The organism is Promicromonospora sp. Marseille-Q5078, from assembly GCF_050315395.1.
In the GTDB taxonomy this organism is placed as follows: domain Bacteria; phylum Actinomycetota; class Actinomycetes; order Actinomycetales; family Cellulomonadaceae; genus Isoptericola.
The window spans coordinates 2,898,360-2,914,212 of sequence record NZ_JBNPQG010000001.1 but is presented as its reverse complement, the minus strand read 5'-3'; the positions used below and the strand labels follow the sequence as shown (position 1 = coordinate 2,914,212).

17 protein-coding genes and 1 tRNA gene are annotated in these 15,853 nt (G+C 76.1%); 14 read left to right on the top strand and 4 right to left on the bottom strand.

From position 1 onward, the window contains the following. Positions 1-15 precede the first annotated feature (15 nt). The 5 genes from proB to nadD all read left to right on the top strand — a co-directional run bounded on the left by proB (position 16) and on the right by nadD (position 4,907). Positions 16-1,137 (top strand): glutamate 5-kinase, encoded by a 1,122-nt coding sequence (proB, locus tag ACQFYA_RS13635; protein ID WP_499125055.1) that lies wholly within the window; start codon positions 16-18, stop codon positions 1,135-1,137. Between the two features lie 87 nt (positions 1,138-1,224). Next, positions 1,225-2,661 carry an alpha/beta hydrolase family protein gene (locus tag ACQFYA_RS13630; RefSeq protein ID WP_499125052.1) on the top strand — a complete coding sequence of 479 codons (1,437 nt, stop codon included), beginning with the start codon at positions 1,225-1,227 and terminating at the stop codon, positions 2,659-2,661. Positions 2,662-2,704: 43 nt separating this feature from the next. Further along, positions 2,705-4,030 carry a glutamate-5-semialdehyde dehydrogenase gene (locus tag ACQFYA_RS13625; RefSeq protein WP_499125049.1) on the top strand — a complete coding sequence of 442 codons (1,326 nt, stop codon included), beginning with the start codon at positions 2,705-2,707 and terminating at the stop codon, positions 4,028-4,030. A 90-nt stretch (positions 4,031-4,120) separates the two neighbouring features. Beyond that, on the top strand, positions 4,121-4,270 hold the full coding sequence (locus ACQFYA_RS13620; protein WP_499125047.1) for a hypothetical protein: 150 nt from the start codon (positions 4,121-4,123) through the stop codon (positions 4,268-4,270). 19 nt (positions 4,271-4,289) lie between these two features. Further along, positions 4,290-4,907: a nicotinate-nucleotide adenylyltransferase gene (gene nadD, locus ACQFYA_RS13615; protein ID WP_499125046.1), complete on the top strand. Its 618-nt coding sequence runs from the start codon at positions 4,290-4,292 to the stop codon at positions 4,905-4,907. Between the two features lie 126 nt (positions 4,908-5,033). Here the strand turns inward: nadD and ACQFYA_RS13610 are convergent, their stop codons facing one another. Beyond that, positions 5,034-5,294, bottom strand: coding sequence for a hypothetical protein (locus tag ACQFYA_RS13610; protein WP_499125043.1), 261 nt, complete (start codon positions 5,292-5,294; stop codon positions 5,034-5,036). A gap of 390 nt (positions 5,295-5,684) precedes the next feature. On the opposite strand from ACQFYA_RS13610, the gene ACQFYA_RS13605 reads away from it, so the two are divergent. The 4 genes from ACQFYA_RS13605 to ACQFYA_RS13590 all read left to right on the top strand — a co-directional run bounded on the left by ACQFYA_RS13605 (position 5,685) and on the right by ACQFYA_RS13590 (position 7,298). Continuing rightward, positions 5,685-6,005, top strand: coding sequence for a hypothetical protein (locus tag ACQFYA_RS13605; RefSeq protein ID WP_499125040.1), 321 nt, complete (start codon positions 5,685-5,687; stop codon positions 6,003-6,005). Then, a complete protein-coding gene (gene rsfS, locus ACQFYA_RS13600) occupies positions 6,002-6,448 on the top strand; it encodes a ribosome silencing factor (protein ID WP_499125038.1) in 447 nt (148 codons plus the stop codon). Before ACQFYA_RS13605 ends, rsfS begins: the two co-directional genes overlap by 4 nt. Next, on the top strand, positions 6,445-7,134 hold the full coding sequence (locus ACQFYA_RS13595) for a histidine phosphatase family protein (RefSeq protein WP_499125036.1): 690 nt from the start codon (positions 6,445-6,447) through the stop codon (positions 7,132-7,134). The genes rsfS and ACQFYA_RS13595 overlap by 4 nt, the downstream gene beginning before the upstream one ends. Positions 7,135-7,225: 91 nt before the next feature. Beyond that, positions 7,226-7,298, top strand: a tRNA-Ala gene (locus tag ACQFYA_RS13590). An 84-nt stretch (positions 7,299-7,382) separates the two neighbouring features. Here the strand turns inward: ACQFYA_RS13590 and ACQFYA_RS13585 are convergent. Further along, positions 7,383-8,147 (bottom strand): DUF4389 domain-containing protein, encoded by a 765-nt coding sequence (locus tag ACQFYA_RS13585; protein WP_499125034.1) that lies wholly within the window; start codon positions 8,145-8,147, stop codon positions 7,383-7,385. Between the two features lie 122 nt (positions 8,148-8,269). On the opposite strand from ACQFYA_RS13585, the gene ACQFYA_RS13580 reads away from it, so the two are divergent. Together ACQFYA_RS13580 and ACQFYA_RS13575 are read left to right on the top strand one after the other, a co-directional pair. After that, positions 8,270-9,028 (top strand): TetR/AcrR family transcriptional regulator, encoded by a 759-nt coding sequence (locus tag ACQFYA_RS13580; RefSeq protein ID WP_499125031.1) that lies wholly within the window; start codon positions 8,270-8,272, stop codon positions 9,026-9,028. A 76-nt stretch (positions 9,029-9,104) separates the two neighbouring features. Then, complete coding sequence (locus ACQFYA_RS13575) at positions 9,105-9,731, top strand: methyltransferase domain-containing protein (RefSeq protein WP_499125028.1); 627 nt, start codon at positions 9,105-9,107, stop codon at positions 9,729-9,731. On the opposite strand, the gene ACQFYA_RS13570 is transcribed toward ACQFYA_RS13575, so the two are convergent. Continuing rightward, positions 9,703-11,427, bottom strand: coding sequence for a helix-turn-helix domain-containing protein (locus ACQFYA_RS13570; protein WP_499125026.1), 1,725 nt, complete (start codon positions 11,425-11,427; stop codon positions 9,703-9,705). The two genes, ACQFYA_RS13575 and ACQFYA_RS13570, sit on opposite strands and share 29 nt — an antisense overlap. A gap of 88 nt (positions 11,428-11,515) precedes the next feature. On the opposite strand from ACQFYA_RS13570, the gene ACQFYA_RS13565 reads away from it, so the two are divergent. Next, positions 11,516-12,628: an alcohol dehydrogenase catalytic domain-containing protein gene (locus tag ACQFYA_RS13565; RefSeq protein ID WP_499125025.1), complete on the top strand. Its 1,113-nt coding sequence runs from the start codon at positions 11,516-11,518 to the stop codon at positions 12,626-12,628. A 68-nt stretch (positions 12,629-12,696) separates the two neighbouring features. Beyond that, positions 12,697-13,917 carry an MFS transporter gene (locus tag ACQFYA_RS13560; RefSeq protein WP_499125022.1) on the top strand — a complete coding sequence of 407 codons (1,221 nt, stop codon included), beginning with the start codon at positions 12,697-12,699 and terminating at the stop codon, positions 13,915-13,917. 15 nt (positions 13,918-13,932) lie between these two features. On the opposite strand, the gene ACQFYA_RS13555 is transcribed toward ACQFYA_RS13560, so the two are convergent. Beyond that, positions 13,933-14,706, bottom strand: coding sequence for an NAD(P)H-dependent oxidoreductase (locus ACQFYA_RS13555; RefSeq protein WP_499125020.1), 774 nt, complete (start codon positions 14,704-14,706; stop codon positions 13,933-13,935). 126 nt (positions 14,707-14,832) lie between these two features. Here ACQFYA_RS13555 and ACQFYA_RS13550 point away from each other — a divergent pair, with 126 nt between their 5' ends. Continuing rightward, positions 14,833-15,831 carry a GlxA family transcriptional regulator gene (locus tag ACQFYA_RS13550; RefSeq protein ID WP_499125017.1) on the top strand — a complete coding sequence of 333 codons (999 nt, stop codon included), beginning with the start codon at positions 14,833-14,835 and terminating at the stop codon, positions 15,829-15,831. The last annotated feature ends 22 nt before the right edge of the window (positions 15,832-15,853 follow it).

The window sequence follows — 15,853 nt, the reverse complement described above, 5'->3', positions numbered from 1 at the left end:
GGCGACAATGCCGGGGTGAACGCCGCCACCTCCCGAGCCAGCCTCCCCGGGGCACGTCGGATCGTCGTCAAGATCGGGTCGTCGTCGCTCACCGGTCCGGACGGGCGGCTCGACCTCGCCGCGCTCCAGGCCCTCGTCGACGTGCTGGCCGCGCGGGTCGCGGGCGGCGGGCAGGTCGTGCTGGTGTCCTCGGGCGCGATCGCGGCCGGCATCGGCCCGCTCGGGCTCGCCGCCCGGCCGCGCGACGTCGCGACCATGCAGGCCGCCGCGATGCTGGGTCAGGGGCAGCTCGTGGCCCGGTACACCGAGGCGTTCGCCGCGCACGGGCTGCAGATGGGGCAGGCGCTGCTCACCGCGGAGGACACGGTGCGCCGGTCGCGGTACCGCAACGCGCAGCGCTCCCTCGAGCGGCTGCTCGCGCTCGGCGTGGTGCCCGTGGTGAACGAGAACGACGCCGTCACGACCGACGAGCTGACGTTCGGCGACAACGACCGCCTCGCGGCCCTCGTCTCGCACCTCGTGCGCGCCGACGCGATGGTGCTGCTGACCGACGTCGACGGGCTGCACGACGCCCCGCCGTCGCGGCCCGGCGCCCGTCGCATCCCGCACGTGGCGGATCTCGGGGAGCTCGACGGGGTCGAGGTGACCGCGCGCGGCAGCGCGGTGGGCACCGGCGGCATGGTCACCAAGCTCGAGTCGGCCCGGATCGCGACCGGGGCCGGGGTGCCGGTGGTGCTGACCAGCGCGGCGCACGTCGCGGCGGCGCTGGCGGGCGAGGACGTGGGCACCTTCTTCGCGGTCACCGGCCGGCGCACGTCGGCGCGGCGGCTGTGGATCGCGCACGCCGCGCAGTCCCGCGGGCGCCTGCACCTGGACGCCGGCGCGGCGCGAGCCGTGCTGGGCGGGCGCGCGTCGTTGCTCCCCGCCGGGGTCACGCACGTCGACGGGACGTTCGAGGCGGGCGACCCGGTCGAGCTGGTCGGGCCCGACGGCGCGGTGGTGGCGCGGGGCCTCGTCGCGTTCGACTCCGCCGAGCTGCCGGGTCTCCTCGGGCGCTCGACGTTCGACCTGCGGGCGGAGCTGGGGGAGGGGTACGACCGCGAGGTCGTGCACCGCGACGACCTCGTGCTCGCCTGAGGTCCCGGCGATGAGTTCCGCGGCGCCGCGGCGTCGGTAGGGACAGCGGCGCGCGCAGGAGCGTGCCACCGAACCCGGGAGGCCGGCATGCGCCGTCCGCACCACGTCCTCGCCGTCGTCACCGCCGCCGCGCTCGCGGCCGGGCTGGGCGCTGGGCCGGCTGCCGGCCTTGTCCCCGGCCCGCAGGCCCAGGACCCGACCCCGACGGAGTACGCGGGGGAGCTCGAGGGCGCGCGCTACCGCGTCCTGGTCCCCGACGACTGGAACGGCACGCTCGTGCTGGTCAGCCACGGCCACTACCCGTCGGAGTTCTTCGCCGGCTTCCCCGCGCCGCACGTCCTGGGCAACCAGGAGCTCAGCGAGGAGATGCTCACCGACCACGGGTACGCCGTCGCGGGGTCGCTGTTCCAGGACGACGGCCTCGACTTCACCGTGCCGACGGCGGTGGCCGACCAGTCCCGCGTGCTCGACTGGTTCGAGGAGCACGTGGGCGAGCCGGACCGCACCGTGACCTACGGGCAGTCGATGGGAGCGGTGACGGCGATCAAGCACGCGGAGGTGGAGCCCGACCGCATCGACGGCGTGCTCACCGTGGGCGGCGTCATGGACTGGGTGGGCCAGCTCGACGCGATCCTCGACATGAACGCGGCCACCCGCGCGCTGCTGACCGACGGCACCGACGCCCAGGGGAACCCGATCGAGCTCGTCGAGGCCGCCGACCCGCGGGCCGGCCGCGACGCCCTCGCCGCCGCGCTCACCGCGGCGGCGGAGACGCCCGAGGGGCGCGCCCGCATCTCCCTCATCGCCTCGCTCAACACGGTGACCGGCTGGTACTGGATGAACGAGCCGCGGCCGCGCACCCTCGAGGCGCAGGCCCGGGGCCAGGCCCAGTGGCTGATCGGCGCGTACACGCTCGGGCTCGGGCCCGCCGCCCGCGTCGACCTGGAGGAGAAGCTGGGCGGCAACCCCAGCAGCACGGACCTCCGCGGGCTACGGTCCCGCCTCGCCCGGTCGGGGGCCGCCCCCACGGTCCTCGCGTCCTACGCGAAGGCGGGGCTCGACCTGCGTGCCGACCTGGCGACGCTCGAGGCCGTCACCCCGATCGAGGCGGACCCGGAGGCGCGCGCGGCGATGGCCGTCCACCGGCCGGAGGGCACGACGCCGTCCCCCGTGCTCACCCTGCACACCACCGGCGACGGCGGCGCCCCGCCGTCCGCCGAGCGCTCGTTCGCCGAGCGGGTGCGCCAGGTGGGGCACCCGGAGCGGTTCCGGAGCCTGTACGTGGAGCGCGGCGCCCACCTGTCGGTCAGCCTCGGCGAGGAGCTCGTGGCCCTGCGGACGCTGGAGCGCCGGATCGACACGGGGCGGTGGCCGGCCCGCAGCCCGTGGCTGCTGAACCGCGCCGCGGACGCCCTGGGGCCCGACTACCGCGCCACGTTCGAGGTGGTCACGCTGCAGACCTTCGACCACGCGCCCGCTTTCACCCGCTTCGTGCCGCCCACCGGCCCCCGTCCCTCCTGGTGAGAGGGGTCTGCCGCCGCGCGCGGCGCCGTCGTAGGCTCGGGGGATGACCACGACCCTCACGGAGGACCTGACCGCGGGCGGCTCGGGCGCGGGCACGGAGGGTGACGACGTCACGGCCGCCGTGCACGCCGTCGCCCGGCGGGCGAAGGTCGCGTCGCGGACCCTGGCCACGGCCACCCGGGCCACCAAGGACGCGGCGCTGCGCGCGCTCGCGGACGCGCTCGTGGACGCCGCGGACACGATCGTGACGGCGAACGCCGCCGACCTCGCGCGCGGCCGGGAGCACGGGCTCAGCGACGGGATGCTCGACCGGCTGGCCCTCACCCCCGCCCGCGTCGGCGGCATCGCCGACGCCCTGCGGGAGCTCGCCGGTCTGCCCGACCCGGTGGGCGAGGTGGTGCGGGGCCAGACGCTGCCCAACGGCCTGCGCCTGCGCCAGCTGCGCGTGCCGATGGGCGTGGTCGGGATGATCTACGAGGCGCGGCCCAACGTCACGGTGGACGCCGCCGGCCTGGCGCTGAAGTCGGGCAACGCCGTGATCCTGCGCGGCGGCAGCGCCGCGGCGTCGTCCAACGCGGTGGTCGTGGACGTGCTGCGCCGCGCCCTGGAGGGCCAGGGCCTGCCCGCGGACCTCGTGCAGACCATCGACCCCCACGGGCGCCCGGGCGGGGTCGCCCTCATGCAGGCGCGCGGGCTGGTGGACGTGCTGGTGCCGCGCGGCGGCGCCGACCTCATCCGCACGGTCGTCGAGTCCTCGACCGTGCCCGTCATCGAGACGGGCGTGGGCAACGTGCACGTCTACGTCGACGCGACGGCGGACGTCGCGAACGCCGTCGAGATCGTCATGAACGCTAAGACGCAGCGCGTCGGGGTCTGCAACGCGGCCGAGACGCTGCTGGTGCATGCCGACGCGGCCGACGCCTTCCTGCCCGCCGCCCTCGCGGCGCTCGGCGGGGCCGGGGTGGTGCTGCACGGCGACGAGCGCACGGCGGCGCTGGCGCCCGAGTCCGTCGAGGTCGTCCCCGCGACGGACGCCGACTGGGCCACCGAGTACCTCGCCCTGGAGCTCGCCGTCCGCGTGGTCGACTCGCTCGACGACGCGATCGAGCACATCCGCACGTGGACGTCGGGGCACACCGAGGCGATCCTCACCCGCGACCTGGCCGCGTCCGAGCGGTTCGTCGCGGAGGTCGACTCGGCGGCCGTCATGGTCAACGCCTCGACGCGCTTCACCGACGGCGGCCAGCTCGGGCTGGGCGCCGAGATCGGCATCTCCACGCAGAAGCTGCACGCCCGCGGACCCATGGGCCTGGCCGAGCTCACCACCACCAAGTGGGTGGTGCACGGCGACGGGCACGTGCGCCCGTGACCGCGCCGACGCCCGGCCGGCACGCCCACGCCGCGTGAGAGACTTGCCCCCGACCGCACCCGCCCCGCACACCACGCACAGGAGGAACCCGTGCTGCACACCGCCGTCCAGGTGGCCCAGGAGGTCACCGAGAACGCCGAGACCATCCCGCCGATCGTGATGGGTCTCCTCGCGTTCGGGGGCCTGGTCGCCGCGCTCGTGGTGACGTACGCCTTCCGCAACGTGTCCAACCGCCACTGACGACGGCCGTCCGGTCAGCGTGAACGAGCCGTCGTCGGAGCCGCGCCGTCCGCGTCTGGGCGTGATGGGCGGCACGTTCGACCCCATCCACCACGGGCACCTGGTCGCCGCCAGCGAGGCGACGGCGCTGCTCGACCTGGACGAGGTCGTGTTCGTGCCCACGGGCAAGCCGACGTTCAAGCAGCACCAGCGCGTCTCCCCGGCGGAGCACCGCTATCTCATGACGGTGATCGCGACGGCGTCGAACCCGCGCTTCACCGTGAGCCGCGTCGACATCGACCGACCCGGCCTCACGTACACCGTCGACACGCTGCGGGACCTGCGCGAGGAGCGGCCCGACGCCGACCTGTTCTTCATCAGCGGCGCCGACGCGATCGAGCAGATCCTCACCTGGAAGGATGCCGCGCACCTGTGGGAGATGGCACACTTCGTGGCTGTCACGCGGCCGGGGCACCAGCTCACGGTGGACGGTCTGCCCCACGACGGAGTCACGACGCTGGAGGTCCCGGCGCTGGCGATCTCGTCGAGCGACTGCCGTCGCCGGGCGCAGGCCGGTCAACCGGTGTGGTACCTGGTGCCGGACGGCGTGGTCCAGTACATCGCCAAGCACGGTCTGTATCGAGGTCTCGATGAGTGACAACAACCCGTCCCGCCCCCTGACCCGCCGCGAGATCCGCGAGCGGGAGCAGGCTGCCGCCGCCGCGCAGAACGGCCACGCCGCCCCGGCCGGCCAGGGCTGGTCGGCGCCGCCGGCCGGGCCTGACTATGGTGCTCCCGCCGCCGATCGGTCGTCGTACGGCGCGCCCGCCGCCTCCTCGCCGCCGCCCGCCTCGTCGCGGTTCGCCGCACAGCCGAGCGCACAGTCGAGCGCACAGTCGAGCGCGCCGTCGCGCCGCTCGCTCCGCGAGCAGAGCCCCGCGGCCCCGGCGCCGGCCCCGGCGCCCATGGTGCGGCCGCCGTCGGCGTCGGCGGGCGTGCGCGGGCTGGACGAGACCGGCCGCCCCGCCCCGATCCAGCGGCCCACCCGGGAGATGTCCCGCGCGGTCGCGCCCGCCCCGGCGGTCCCCCCCGCCCCGCCCCCCGCGCCGGCCCAGGCCCCCCCGCGCACCCCCCCGCGCCCGGGCCACGGCGCGGCGGCCGCCCGCGCCCCCGCCGCCCCCGCCGGGGCCGCCCCCCCCCCCCCCGCGCCCCGGGGCCCGCCCCGCCCCCGCCCCCCCCGGGCCCCCCGCCCGACGGGCCGTCGCGCCGCTCGCCGTTCTCGACCACGGGGACCGACTCGCCGTTCGGCTCGGCGGCCGCCGCCGCGGCACCGTCGGCGCCCGCGAGCGCCGCGCCGGCGTCATCGGCCCCGCCGCTGCCGTGGGCGACCACGACGACGGACCGGCCCGCCTCCGTGCCGCCGTCCCGCAGCCCGATGGGCGCTCCGGCGCCGTCGAGCCCCGCGCCGGAGCGCCCCGCGGCGTCGCCGTTCGACGCCCTCGTCGCGTCGGAGCAGCCCGTGCGGGCGCGCTCGGCCGCGCCGCAGGTCGAGGAGGACGACGACGAGGACTGGGACGAGACCGAGGCCTCGTACACCTGGCTGCACTACATCGTGCTCGTCGTCGTCGCGTTCGTGCTGGGCCTGCTGCTCTGGAAGCTCGTGCTCGGGCCCGACGACAACGACTTCAGCACCGACGCTGCCGCCTCCGCGGCCGCCGTCTCCCTCACGTACGAGCACCCCGGAGCCGCTGCATGACCGCAACTCCCCGCGCCGTCGAGCTGGCGATCGTCGCCGCCCGGGCCGCGTCGGACCGCAAGGCCCAGGAGATCATCGCGCTCGACGTGAGCGAGCAGCTCGTCCTCACGGACGTCTTCCTCATCGCGTCCGGCACCAACGAGCGCCAGGTCTCGGCGATCGTGGACGCGGTCGAGGAGGCGATGTTCCGCGCCGGGGTCAAGGCGATCCGCCGGGAGGGCAAGGCGCAGGCGCGGTGGGTGCTCCTCGACTTCGGCGACGTCGTGGTGCACGTCCAGCACGCCGAGGACCGCGTCTACTACGCGCTCGAGCGGCTGTGGAAGGACTGCCCGAGCGTCGAGCTGCCCGAGGACGCGCGCGGAGGCGACGGTGCGGCGGCGGCCGCGGAGTACGGCGACGGCGGGGCGGACGGCGCCATCCGGCTCGCGGGCGACGAGCGGTGACGGCCGGCACCGTCGTCCTCCTGCGGCACGCGCGCACCGCGTACAACGCGTCCCTGCGGCTGCAGGGACAGATCGACATCCCGCTCGACGACGTGGGTCGCTGGCAGGCGACGGAGGGCGGGTCGGCCCTCGCGTCGTCCCACCGCGCCACCCGCATCGTCTCGTCCGACCTGGGCCGGGCCCGCGAGACGGCGTCCGCCTACGCGGACGCGCTCGGTGGAGCGCCGGTGCAGACCGACGCCCGTCTGCGCGAGCGCGGGTTCGGGGCGTGGGAAGGCCTCTCCGCGGAGGAGCTCCGCGAGCGGTGGCCCGAGGAGTACGCGGCCTGGCGCAAGGGCGCCGAGCCGGTGTCCGCCGGCGCGGAGTCCAAGGCGACGGTGGCGGCGCGGATGGCCGAGGCCGTCACGGAGCACGCGGCAGGCCTGGACGACGACGCGACCCTCGTCGTGGTCTCGCACGGCGCCGCCATCTCGCTGGGCGTCACGGCGCTGCTCGGCCTCGACGCGACCTCGTGGCGGGGGCTGGCCGGCATGCACAACGTGCACTGGTCGCACCTGCACCGGTCGGGGGAGGGCGCGGCACCGGCGTGGCGGCTCGTGGCGCACAACGTGGGCGCCGGGTACCCGCTGGACCACTGGCAGGCGGGGCCGGACTGGAATTTGGAACCTGGCCCGAAGTCTGCCTAAGATATCGACGTTCCGCGGGGCGCAAGCCCGGAGGAACACACCGAATCAGACGAATCGCCCGGCTTTGTGCCTGCCGCGAGAGTCTGTTCTCGGGGCTGTGGCGCAGCTGGTAGCGCACCTGCATGGCATGCAGGGGGTCAGGGGTTCGAGTCCCCTCAGCTCCACCCGAGAGAGAAGGCCCTGTTCCGCAGACTGCGGAGCAGGGCCTTCGTCGTTCCCGGTGTCTCTGCCGGGACGGACGAGCGCGGTCAGCCCGTCGGTGCCGGGGGAGCGCTGGGCGGGAGCACGACCGGCGCCGTGGAGGGAGCGAGCGGGCTGCGCGGCGCGGGTTGTCGACCGGGGTCGGTCCCTCCCTGGTCGAGCCGCATCGGCGGGTACGTGTCGGTCATCAGCCCGGTGTAGACCGCGACGCGCTGCGCCCAGCGGTTCATGCCGAGCACGAAGTCGTAGACCGGCTGCGGATAGCGGCCGGTGAACAGCAGCACGACAGCGGCGATCAGGACCAGCAGGGCGATCAGCCCGACCGAGTTGGCGCCCCCGTCCCAGGCGTCGTCCGCCCCGGTGCTGTCGCCGAGCCACAGGGCGCCGCCGACGAAGATCGAGAGCACCAGGAGGTGCGGGACGGCGAGGAGCCACTTCACGAAGATGAGGCCGCGGGACAGCCGCTCCGGGTAGGCCACGGTGAGGTGCGCCGGGTAGTCCGGCACGTCGGCGAGCGTGAACGGCGGATATCGGTCGGTGCCCAGCACGCTGTAGCCGTAGTAGCTCACCCGCCAGGTCCAGCGCAGCACGCCGACGTTGAAGTCGAACAGGCCACGCGGGTAGCGCGCCGTGAACAGGATCGCGAAGAACGCGATCACGGTCACCAGGAGGAAGGCCACCCACAGGAAGAGCAGCACGACGACGTGCGGCACCAGCAACAGCCACTTGACCAGCCACAGGCCGCGGGAGGCGGAGGGTTGCGGCGCCGCGTCGACGAGGATCGGGTAGGAGGGGGCGGGGTTCTCGGTCATCGCGTGCTCCTCGGTACTGGGGCGAGGGTCGTTCGCGTTCCTGGACGATGTACAAAATTTGGACGCTGTACAGATAACGTTGTACCCTGCCGGGGGCAGGCGTCAAGGGGGTGCTCACTCGGATGGCCACATCGACCGTTCCGCGCCGTCGTGGTCCGCGGCGGGCCGTCAGCGAGGAGAAGATCCTCGATGCTGCGCTGAGGATGCTCGACCACGGCGGGCCGGGCGCGGCGTCCGTGCGGCGTATTGCCGCGGAGGTCGGCGTCGCACCCAACGCGATCTACACCTACTTCCCCGACAAGGCCGCCGTCCTCAGGGCGCTCGCCGAACGGCTGCTCGGCGGGGTCGACCACGACGTGTTCGCCGACCCCGAGCAGCACTGGCACGTGCGGGTGGAGTCCCTCGCCCTGGAGCTGAGGGCAACCCTGACCGCGCACCCCGGCGCGGTGGGGCTGCTGGTGGGCGGTCCCCTGGACGGGCCCAGCTCGATGGCGCTCAACGAGCGCCTCCTGCGGCTGTTCGCCGATGCGGGGCTGGGACCGGCCGCCGCCGCCCAGGCGTCCTACCTGCTCATGGTGTACGTCTTCGGGTCGGTGTCCCGCGAGGTCGCCGGGATGCACGAGGGCGGCCCGCTGCCTCCCGAGCCGGAGCGGGTCGCCGCCCGCCGGGCCGAGCTGTCCGCCGTGCCGGCCGACCGGTTCCCGCTCACCGCCGCGGCGGCGGTGACGATGGCCGGGTTCACCTCCACCGAGCAGTACCTCTGGGGCCTTCGCCGCATCCTTGCCGGGCTCTCGGCACTGACCGGGTCGGACGAGAGCGACCCCTCGGACCCGTCGTCGAGCGACGACGGCGATCCGTCCGGGGGAGCTGCGGCGTCCTGACCGCGCGCCGCTCCGGGCGACGCCAGGACGCGGGGACGCGACCGGGCCCGCAGACTCGACCTGAGGAGGCGCGCACATGGCGCACATGGCCCGGCAGGCGCACGACTTCGACGCCCTCTACTCCGCGGACGTTCCGCCGCCGTGGGAGATCGGGCGGCCGCAACCGGCGCTGCTCGCGCTCGTGCGGCGGTCGGTGCTCGCCGACCCGGTGCTGGACGTCGGGTGCGGCACGGGCGTGCTGGCGGTCGCGGTGGCGCGGTCGGGGCACCGGGTCGTCGGGGTCGACGCGGCGCCGCACGCGGTCTCCCGCGCACGGGAGCGGGCCGCCGAGACGATCCTCGCCCCGCCCGGCGAGGTGTCGTTCGAGGTCGCGGACGCCCGGCGGCTCGACCGGCTGGACCTGCGGCCGGGCACCGTCCTCGACTCCGGCCTGCTGCACTCCCTGGACGACGACGGCCGCCGCGACTACGTGGCCGGTCTGGCGGCGGTGTGCGCGGCGGACGCGCTGGTCGCCGTGCTCGCGATGTCGGTGGACGCCGGCCTGGGCTGGGGCATGACCCGCGACCGGCTGGGGGCGGCGTTCGCCGGGCCGGCGTGGACGTCGACGGAGGTCGCGGACGCCGAGATCGCGGCGCGCCCCGTCGACGACGAGCTGCACCTGCCCGCGCTGCTCCTCACGACCCGGCGGTCCGGCGCCGGCTGACGGGTCCATGGTCGGAACCGTCGTCGCCGCGCTCGTGCAGCACGCGCAGCGCCAGGTGGGTGTCCAGGCGCCGCGGCGAGACGTCCCAGCCGGGCCCGAGGACGGCGGTGACGCGGTCCAGGCGCTGCCGCACGGTGTTGCGGTGCAGGTGCAGCAGCTCGCCGGTGCGGGCGGCGCTGCCGTCGGTCTCGAGGTAGTGGAACGCGGTCCGCACCAGCTCGGTGCCGCGGTTCCGGTCGTGCGCGACGAGCGGTTCGACGGCGGCCGTGAGCCCGCGGGGCAGGTCGCCGCGGCGGTCGAGGTCGAGCAGGGCGCCCAGCAGGCCGAGCCGGGCGCCGTCGAGCACGCCGTCGCGGCCGAGCGTCGTGAGCGAGCCGAGCGCGAGCACGGCCGAGCGGTGCGCGTCCGCCAGCGCCCCGACGCCCTTGGCCGGGCCGCCGACGCCCGCGCGCAGCGGCCAGCCCCGCTCCGCGAACAGCCGCCGCACCGGGGCCTCCCAGCGGGTGTCGGCGGTCACCAGGCACACGTGGTCGCGGTGCGCCGCCAGGACCGCCCGCAGCCCGAGGCCCCGCAGGGCCTGCAGCCGGGCGCGCGCGTCTCCCGGGGCGTCGAGCGTCACCGACCACAGCCGGTCGTCGGACCGCAGGCCACGGCGCCGCAGCCCTCGCTCGAGCCGTTCCGGGGCCACGTCGCGACCCTCGAGCAGGTCGTCGAGGAGATCCGACTGCCGGCGCACGTCGGTGTCGTCCGCGGCCCGCGCGAACAGCAGCGCGAGGGCGACGTGCGCGGCGACCCGCTCCAGCAGCGCGACGTCGTGCTCCGCCAGCGCGACGGGAGCGCCGAGGGTGCCGAGCGACTCGGCCGCGGCGGTCACGGGCACCGCGGTGCCACCGTCCCCGTCCCCGTCCCCGGCCCCGTCGCCGTGGTCGTCGGCCGGACCGGGGGCGGTCGTCGCGACGACCGCGCCGTCCGGCCCGGTCAGCGTGAGGTCGCACCCGAGCACGCCCCGCCCCATCTCGAGGATGCGGCGCACGTCGGGGGACAGCGTGACGGCCTCGAGGAGACGGCGGTCGAGGTCGAGCGCGCGGGAGACGAGCGCCAGCTCCTCGGCGCCCCGGCGCTCGCGGTGCACGAGGTCGGCGGCGAGGCGTTCCATCCGCTCGAACCGCAGGGAGTTGTCCAGCGCGACGGCGGCGTGGGTGCCGATCGAGTCGACGACGGCGATCTCCTCGGCGCTGAACCGCCGCGGCCGTCGCTCCGCGACGGTGAGCGCCCCGATGACGCGCCCCTCGACCGTGAGCGGCGCGCCCATGACGGCGTGCACGCCCTCGGCCCGGACGATCTCGTCGACCTCGGGCACGTGCACGAGCGTCTCGTCGGCGAGGTAGTCCGCCGACTGGTAGGGCGCCAGCCCGGTCGCGACCTGGCCGAGCACCCCGGTGCCGAGCGGCATGCGCAGCGTGCGGTAGGCGGCGGTGACGACGCCGTCGGAGTGACGGACGGACGTGTCGCCGCGGTCGGGGTCGTTGAGGCTCACGTACGCCATGTCCGCGCCGACGACGGCGCGGGTGCGGCGGACGATCGCCTGCAGCACGCCCTCGACGTCGCGCCGCGTCGTGAGGTCGGCGGCGGTGTCCAGCAGCACCCGGAGCAGGTCCTCCCGCGACCGGGCCGGCGGCGTCGAGGTGTGCGTCATGCACCGGATCCTCGCACGACGGTGTGCACGGCGACGTCGCCGGGGCGCCGTCCACCTCGCTACCGTGACCGCCGGACGAAGGAGGAGCATGAAGATCACCGGTGCGGTGCTGGAGGAGATCGGGCGCCCGCGCCCGTACGCGTCGACGCGGCCGCTGCGCGTCTCCGAGCTGGAGCTCGCGGGCCCGGGCCCCACGGAGGTGCTGGTCCGGATCGCGGCGGCGGGAGTGTGCCACTCGGACCTCTCGGTCGTCGACGGCCACCGCGTGCGGCCCGTGCCCATGCTGCTCGGGCACGAGGCCGCGGGCCGCGTCGAGGCGGTCGGCTCCGCCGTCGACGACCTGGAGCCGGGCCGGCGCGTGGTCATGGCGTTCCTGCCCCGGTGCGAGGACTGCGCGGGCTGCCGCACCGGCGGCCGGCTGCCCTGCGAGCGGGGCAGCGCGTCGAACAACGCCGGCACGCTGCTGCGCGGCGCGCGCCGGCTCACCCGCGACGGCGAGGACGTGCACCACCACCTCGGCGTCTCCGGCTTCGCGACGCACGCCGTCGTGGACCGCGCGTCCGTCGTGCCCGTGGACGACGACGTCCCGCCCGACGTCGCGGCCGTGCTCGGCTGCGCCGTGCTCACCGGCGGGGGCGCGCTGCTCAACGCCGTCCGGCCCGGGCCGGGGGAGAGCGTCATGGTGGTCGGGCTCGGCGGCGTCGGCATGGCGGCGCTGCTGGCGGCCGTCGCCGAGGGCGTCGAGGACGTGATCGCCGTCGACGCCCTGCCCGCGAAGCTCGACCTCGCCCGCGAGTGGGGCGCCCACCGCGCGTACACGCCCGAGCAGGTGGCGGCCGACGGCGTCCGCGCCGACCACGTGCTGGAGTGCGCGGGCCACCCGCGCGCCTTCGAGACGGCCTTCGCCGCCACCGCGCCCGGCGGCCGCACGGTGACGGTGGGCCTGCCCGACCCGGCCGCCCGGAGCGCGATCTCGCCCCTGACCGTCACCGCCGAGGCGCGGACCGTCGTCGGCAGCTACCTCGGCTCCGCCGTGCCGGCGCGCGACGTCCCGCGCTTCGCGCAGTGGTGGCGCGAGGGCAGGCTCCCGGTGGAGCGGCTCATCACGCGCCGGATCCGGCTCGACGAGATCAACGACGCCATGGACGAGCTGGCCGACGGGCGCGCCGTGCGCCAGGTCGTCCTCTTCGACGAGCCCTGACCCACGCCGTCGTGAGACGCTCCCGGACGCCGGCGCGGCCGCAGGGGCTCGTGCGATAGGAAGGGTGCGTGCCGTCCCCGCCCCTCTTCCCGTTCCGCAGCGTCGTCCTGGGGGCGTTCCTCCCCACCCTCGTGCTGGAGATCGGCATCGGCGCGATGCTGCCCGTCGTGGCGGTCACCGCCACGGACCGCGGCGCGAGCCTCACCGTCGCGGGCCTGGTGGCCGCGCTGCTACCCCTGGGCAAGATCGCCTTCGACCTGCCCGCGGGCGCGCTCGCCCAGCGCCTCGGCGACCGGACGGCGATGCTGCTCGCCGGCGGCGTCGCCGTCGTCGCGTTCACGACGGTCGCGCTCACGTCCGCGCTGTGGGGCCTCGCGGCCGGCGTCCTCGCCCTCGGCGCGTCGAACGCCGTGTTCAACCTCGCCCGGCAGGCGTACCTCACCGAGATCACGCCGCCCCTGCGGCGGGCGCGCGTGCTGTCCACCCTCGCCGGCGTGCACCGCATCGGCCTGTTCCTGGGGCCGTTCGCCGGCGCCGCGGTGATCGCCGCGACGTCGCTGCAGGGCGCGTTCTGGCTCGGCACCGGCGCGGCGCTCGTGGCGGTGGCGGTGCTCGTCGCCGTGCGCCCCGAGGATCGCGCCGACGGCGAGGGCGCGCGCCGCGGGGCCGGCCGCGCCCCGCGGGTCTCGATCGCGCGCGTGGCGCGCGAGCACCGGCAACTCTTCGCGACCCTCGGGGTGGCGATCCTCCTCGTGAGCGCCGTGCGCGGCGCGCGGCAGACCGTCATCCCGCTGTGGGGCGAGCACCTGGGGTTCGACGCCGAGGTCACGTCCCTGATCTTCGGCGTCTCCGGGGCGCTGGACATGCTGCTCTTCTACCCGGCGGGCAAGGTGATGGACCGGTTCGGGCGGCTGTGGGTCGCCGTGCCGTCGATGCTCACGATGGCGGCCGGCCTCGCGGCGCTGCCCTTCGCGCACACCGTCGCCGGCGTGACCGTGGTCGCGGCCGTGCTGGGCGTGGGCAACGGCATGGGCTCGGGCATCGTCATGACCCTCGGCGCCGACGTCGCGCCCGCCGAGGTGCGGCCCACCTTCCTCAGCGTCTGGCGCCTCTTCCAGGACACGGGCGACGCCGTGGGACCCCTGCTGCTCTCGGCGGGGGCGGCCCTCGGGTCGCTCGCGGCGGGCGTGTGGGCCACCGCGACGCTCGGCGCCGCATCCGCGGGCGCCCTCGCCCGCTGGGTGCCGCGGTACTCGCCGCTCGCAAACCTGGTGCGACGGCGGCGCTGAGGTCGCGGCGGGCGCTCACCGGCGCACGTGCGCCCCGAGCCCGGTGCGGCCGGGCGCGACGGGGGCGTGCAGCTCGCCGTGGTCGTCGTAGTCCCCGCCGTCCTGGCTGCGGTACGGCAGCACCGGGCCGTCGGGCAGCGCGAGCAGCCGCCCCCGCAGGCCCGCCGCGACCTCGGCGTAGCGGGCGTCGGCCAGGCGGTTCGCGCCGGCGACCACGACCGGCTCGGCCACCTGCATCCCCGTGTACCAGAACGTGCCGTGCAGCAGCGGGAACAGCACCTCGGTGAGGTCGCCGTGCAGCCCGCGCGGCCCGAGCCCGGTGCCGGCGCCGACCGTCACGACCGCCAGCGCGCGACGCCCGGCCAGCCCGCCGTCGCCGTAGCGGCGCGTGCGCCCGGTCGCGGGGTCGCGCACGCCGTACGCGTAGCCCTGCACCAGCACGCGGTCGAGCCAGCCCTTGAGGATGGCCGGCACGCCGTGCCACCACAGCGGGAACTGCAGGACGACGGTGTCGGCCCGGGCCAGCTTGTCGTGCTCCGCCCGGATGTCCGGGGCGAGCGTGCCGCTGCGCAGCGCGCGTTCGGAGGCGCCGGCGACGTCGAGCCGGGCGTCGGACCCTGCCGCGTCGCCGAAGTCGGCGGCCGTCACCACCGGGTTCCAGCCCATCGCGTACAGGTCGGACTCGACCACCTCGTGCCCGGCGTCCCGCAGCGTCCGGACGCCCTCGTCCCGCAGCCGCCCCGTGAGCGATCGCGGCTCGGGATGGGCGAGCACCCACAGCACGTGCATCGGTCGGCTCCTCCGTGTGGCGGACGGTGGCGGACGGGTGCCGGTCGGCTGCCCGTCCCTCCACCGTGCCGGGCCGTGCCCGGGGCGACCAGTGGCCTGAAGGTCACCCTGTGCAAGGATCGAGCCATGCCCGCCGGAACGACCGAGAACCGCCACCTGGTCGCCGTCCTCGTGCGTGACGGCGTGATGCCGCTGGAGCTGGGCGCGGTGCACCAGCTCTTCGGCGTGGCCCGCGGGCCCGGCGGCCAGCCCCTCTACGACGTGCGCACGTGCGCCGCGACGCCGGGACGGGTGCGCACGGACGCGGACTTCGCCGTCGACGTCGTGCACGGCCCCGAGGTGCTCGCGCGCGCCGGCACCGTCGTGGTGCCGGCGTCGCACGAGCTGGACGACGCGGGGGACGAGGGCGTGACGGACGCCGGTCGCAGCGTCGAGGCGCTGCTCGCGACGGTCCCTGCCGACGCCCGGATCGCGTCCGTCTGCACCGGGGCGTTCGTGCTCGCGCGCGCCGGTCTGCTCGACGGCCGGCGGGCGACGACGCACTGGCTGTCGGCCGAGCGGTTCCGGCGTGCCTTCCCGGCGGTGCGGCTGGACCCGGACGTGCTGTTCACGGAGGACGGGCGGGTCTTCACCTCCGCCGGCGAGGCGGCGGGGATCGACCTGTGCCTGCACCTGATCCGCTCCGACCACGGGGCCGCCGTCGCCAACGACGTCGCCCGCCGCACCGTGGTGCCCCCGTTCCGCGACGGCGGCCAGGCCCAGTACGTGGACGTCCCGGTGCCGGAGCCGGGCGGGGAGGCCACGGCCCGCGCCCGCGCCTGGGCGCTGGAGCACCTGGACGAGCCGCTGCCGCTGGAGGAGCTCTCCCGGCGCGCGGCGATGAGCCCGCGGACCTTCACCCGCCGGTTCCGCCGGGAGGTGGGCCTCTCGCCCGGGGCGTGGCTCGTGCAGCAGCGCGTGCTCCTCGCCCGCGACCTGCTGGAGCGGACGGACCTCCCGGTCGACGGGGTGGCCCGGCGCGCGGGGTTCGGCACCGGCGCGTCGTTCCGGCAGCACTTCTCGAGGGCGACGGGCGTCAGCCCGAGCGCCTACCGGGCGACGTTCGCGGGGCGGGCGACCGCCTGAAAATCATCCTGGCCTGTTGCGT

Coding starts and splice junctions, on each gene's coding strand:
- ACQFYA_RS13630 (WP_499125052.1), top strand. CDS start 1,225: ATGCGCCGTCCGCACCACGTCCTCGCCGTCGTCACCGCCGCCGCGCTC.
- ACQFYA_RS13625 (WP_499125049.1), top strand. CDS start 2,705: ATGACCACGACCCTCACGGAGGACCTGACCGCGGGCGGCTCGGGCGCG.
- ACQFYA_RS13555 (WP_499125020.1), bottom strand. CDS start 14,706: ATGCACGTGCTGTGGGTGCTCGCCCATCCCGAGCCGCGATCGCTCACG.
- ACQFYA_RS13565 (WP_499125025.1), top strand. CDS start 11,516: ATGAAGATCACCGGTGCGGTGCTGGAGGAGATCGGGCGCCCGCGCCCG.
- ACQFYA_RS13550 (WP_499125017.1), top strand. CDS start 14,833: ATGCCCGCCGGAACGACCGAGAACCGCCACCTGGTCGCCGTCCTCGTG.
- ACQFYA_RS13570 (WP_499125026.1), bottom strand. CDS start 11,427: ATGACGCACACCTCGACGCCGCCGGCCCGGTCGCGGGAGGACCTGCTC.
- ACQFYA_RS13605 (WP_499125040.1), top strand. CDS start 5,685: ATGGGCGCTCCGGCGCCGTCGAGCCCCGCGCCGGAGCGCCCCGCGGCG.
- rsfS (WP_499125038.1), top strand. CDS start 6,002: ATGACCGCAACTCCCCGCGCCGTCGAGCTGGCGATCGTCGCCGCCCGG.
- ACQFYA_RS13580 (WP_499125031.1), top strand. CDS start 8,270: ATGGCCACATCGACCGTTCCGCGCCGTCGTGGTCCGCGGCGGGCCGTC.
- ACQFYA_RS13575 (WP_499125028.1), top strand. CDS start 9,105: ATGGCGCACATGGCCCGGCAGGCGCACGACTTCGACGCCCTCTACTCC.
- ACQFYA_RS13585 (WP_499125034.1), bottom strand. CDS start 8,147: ATGACCGAGAACCCCGCCCCCTCCTACCCGATCCTCGTCGACGCGGCG.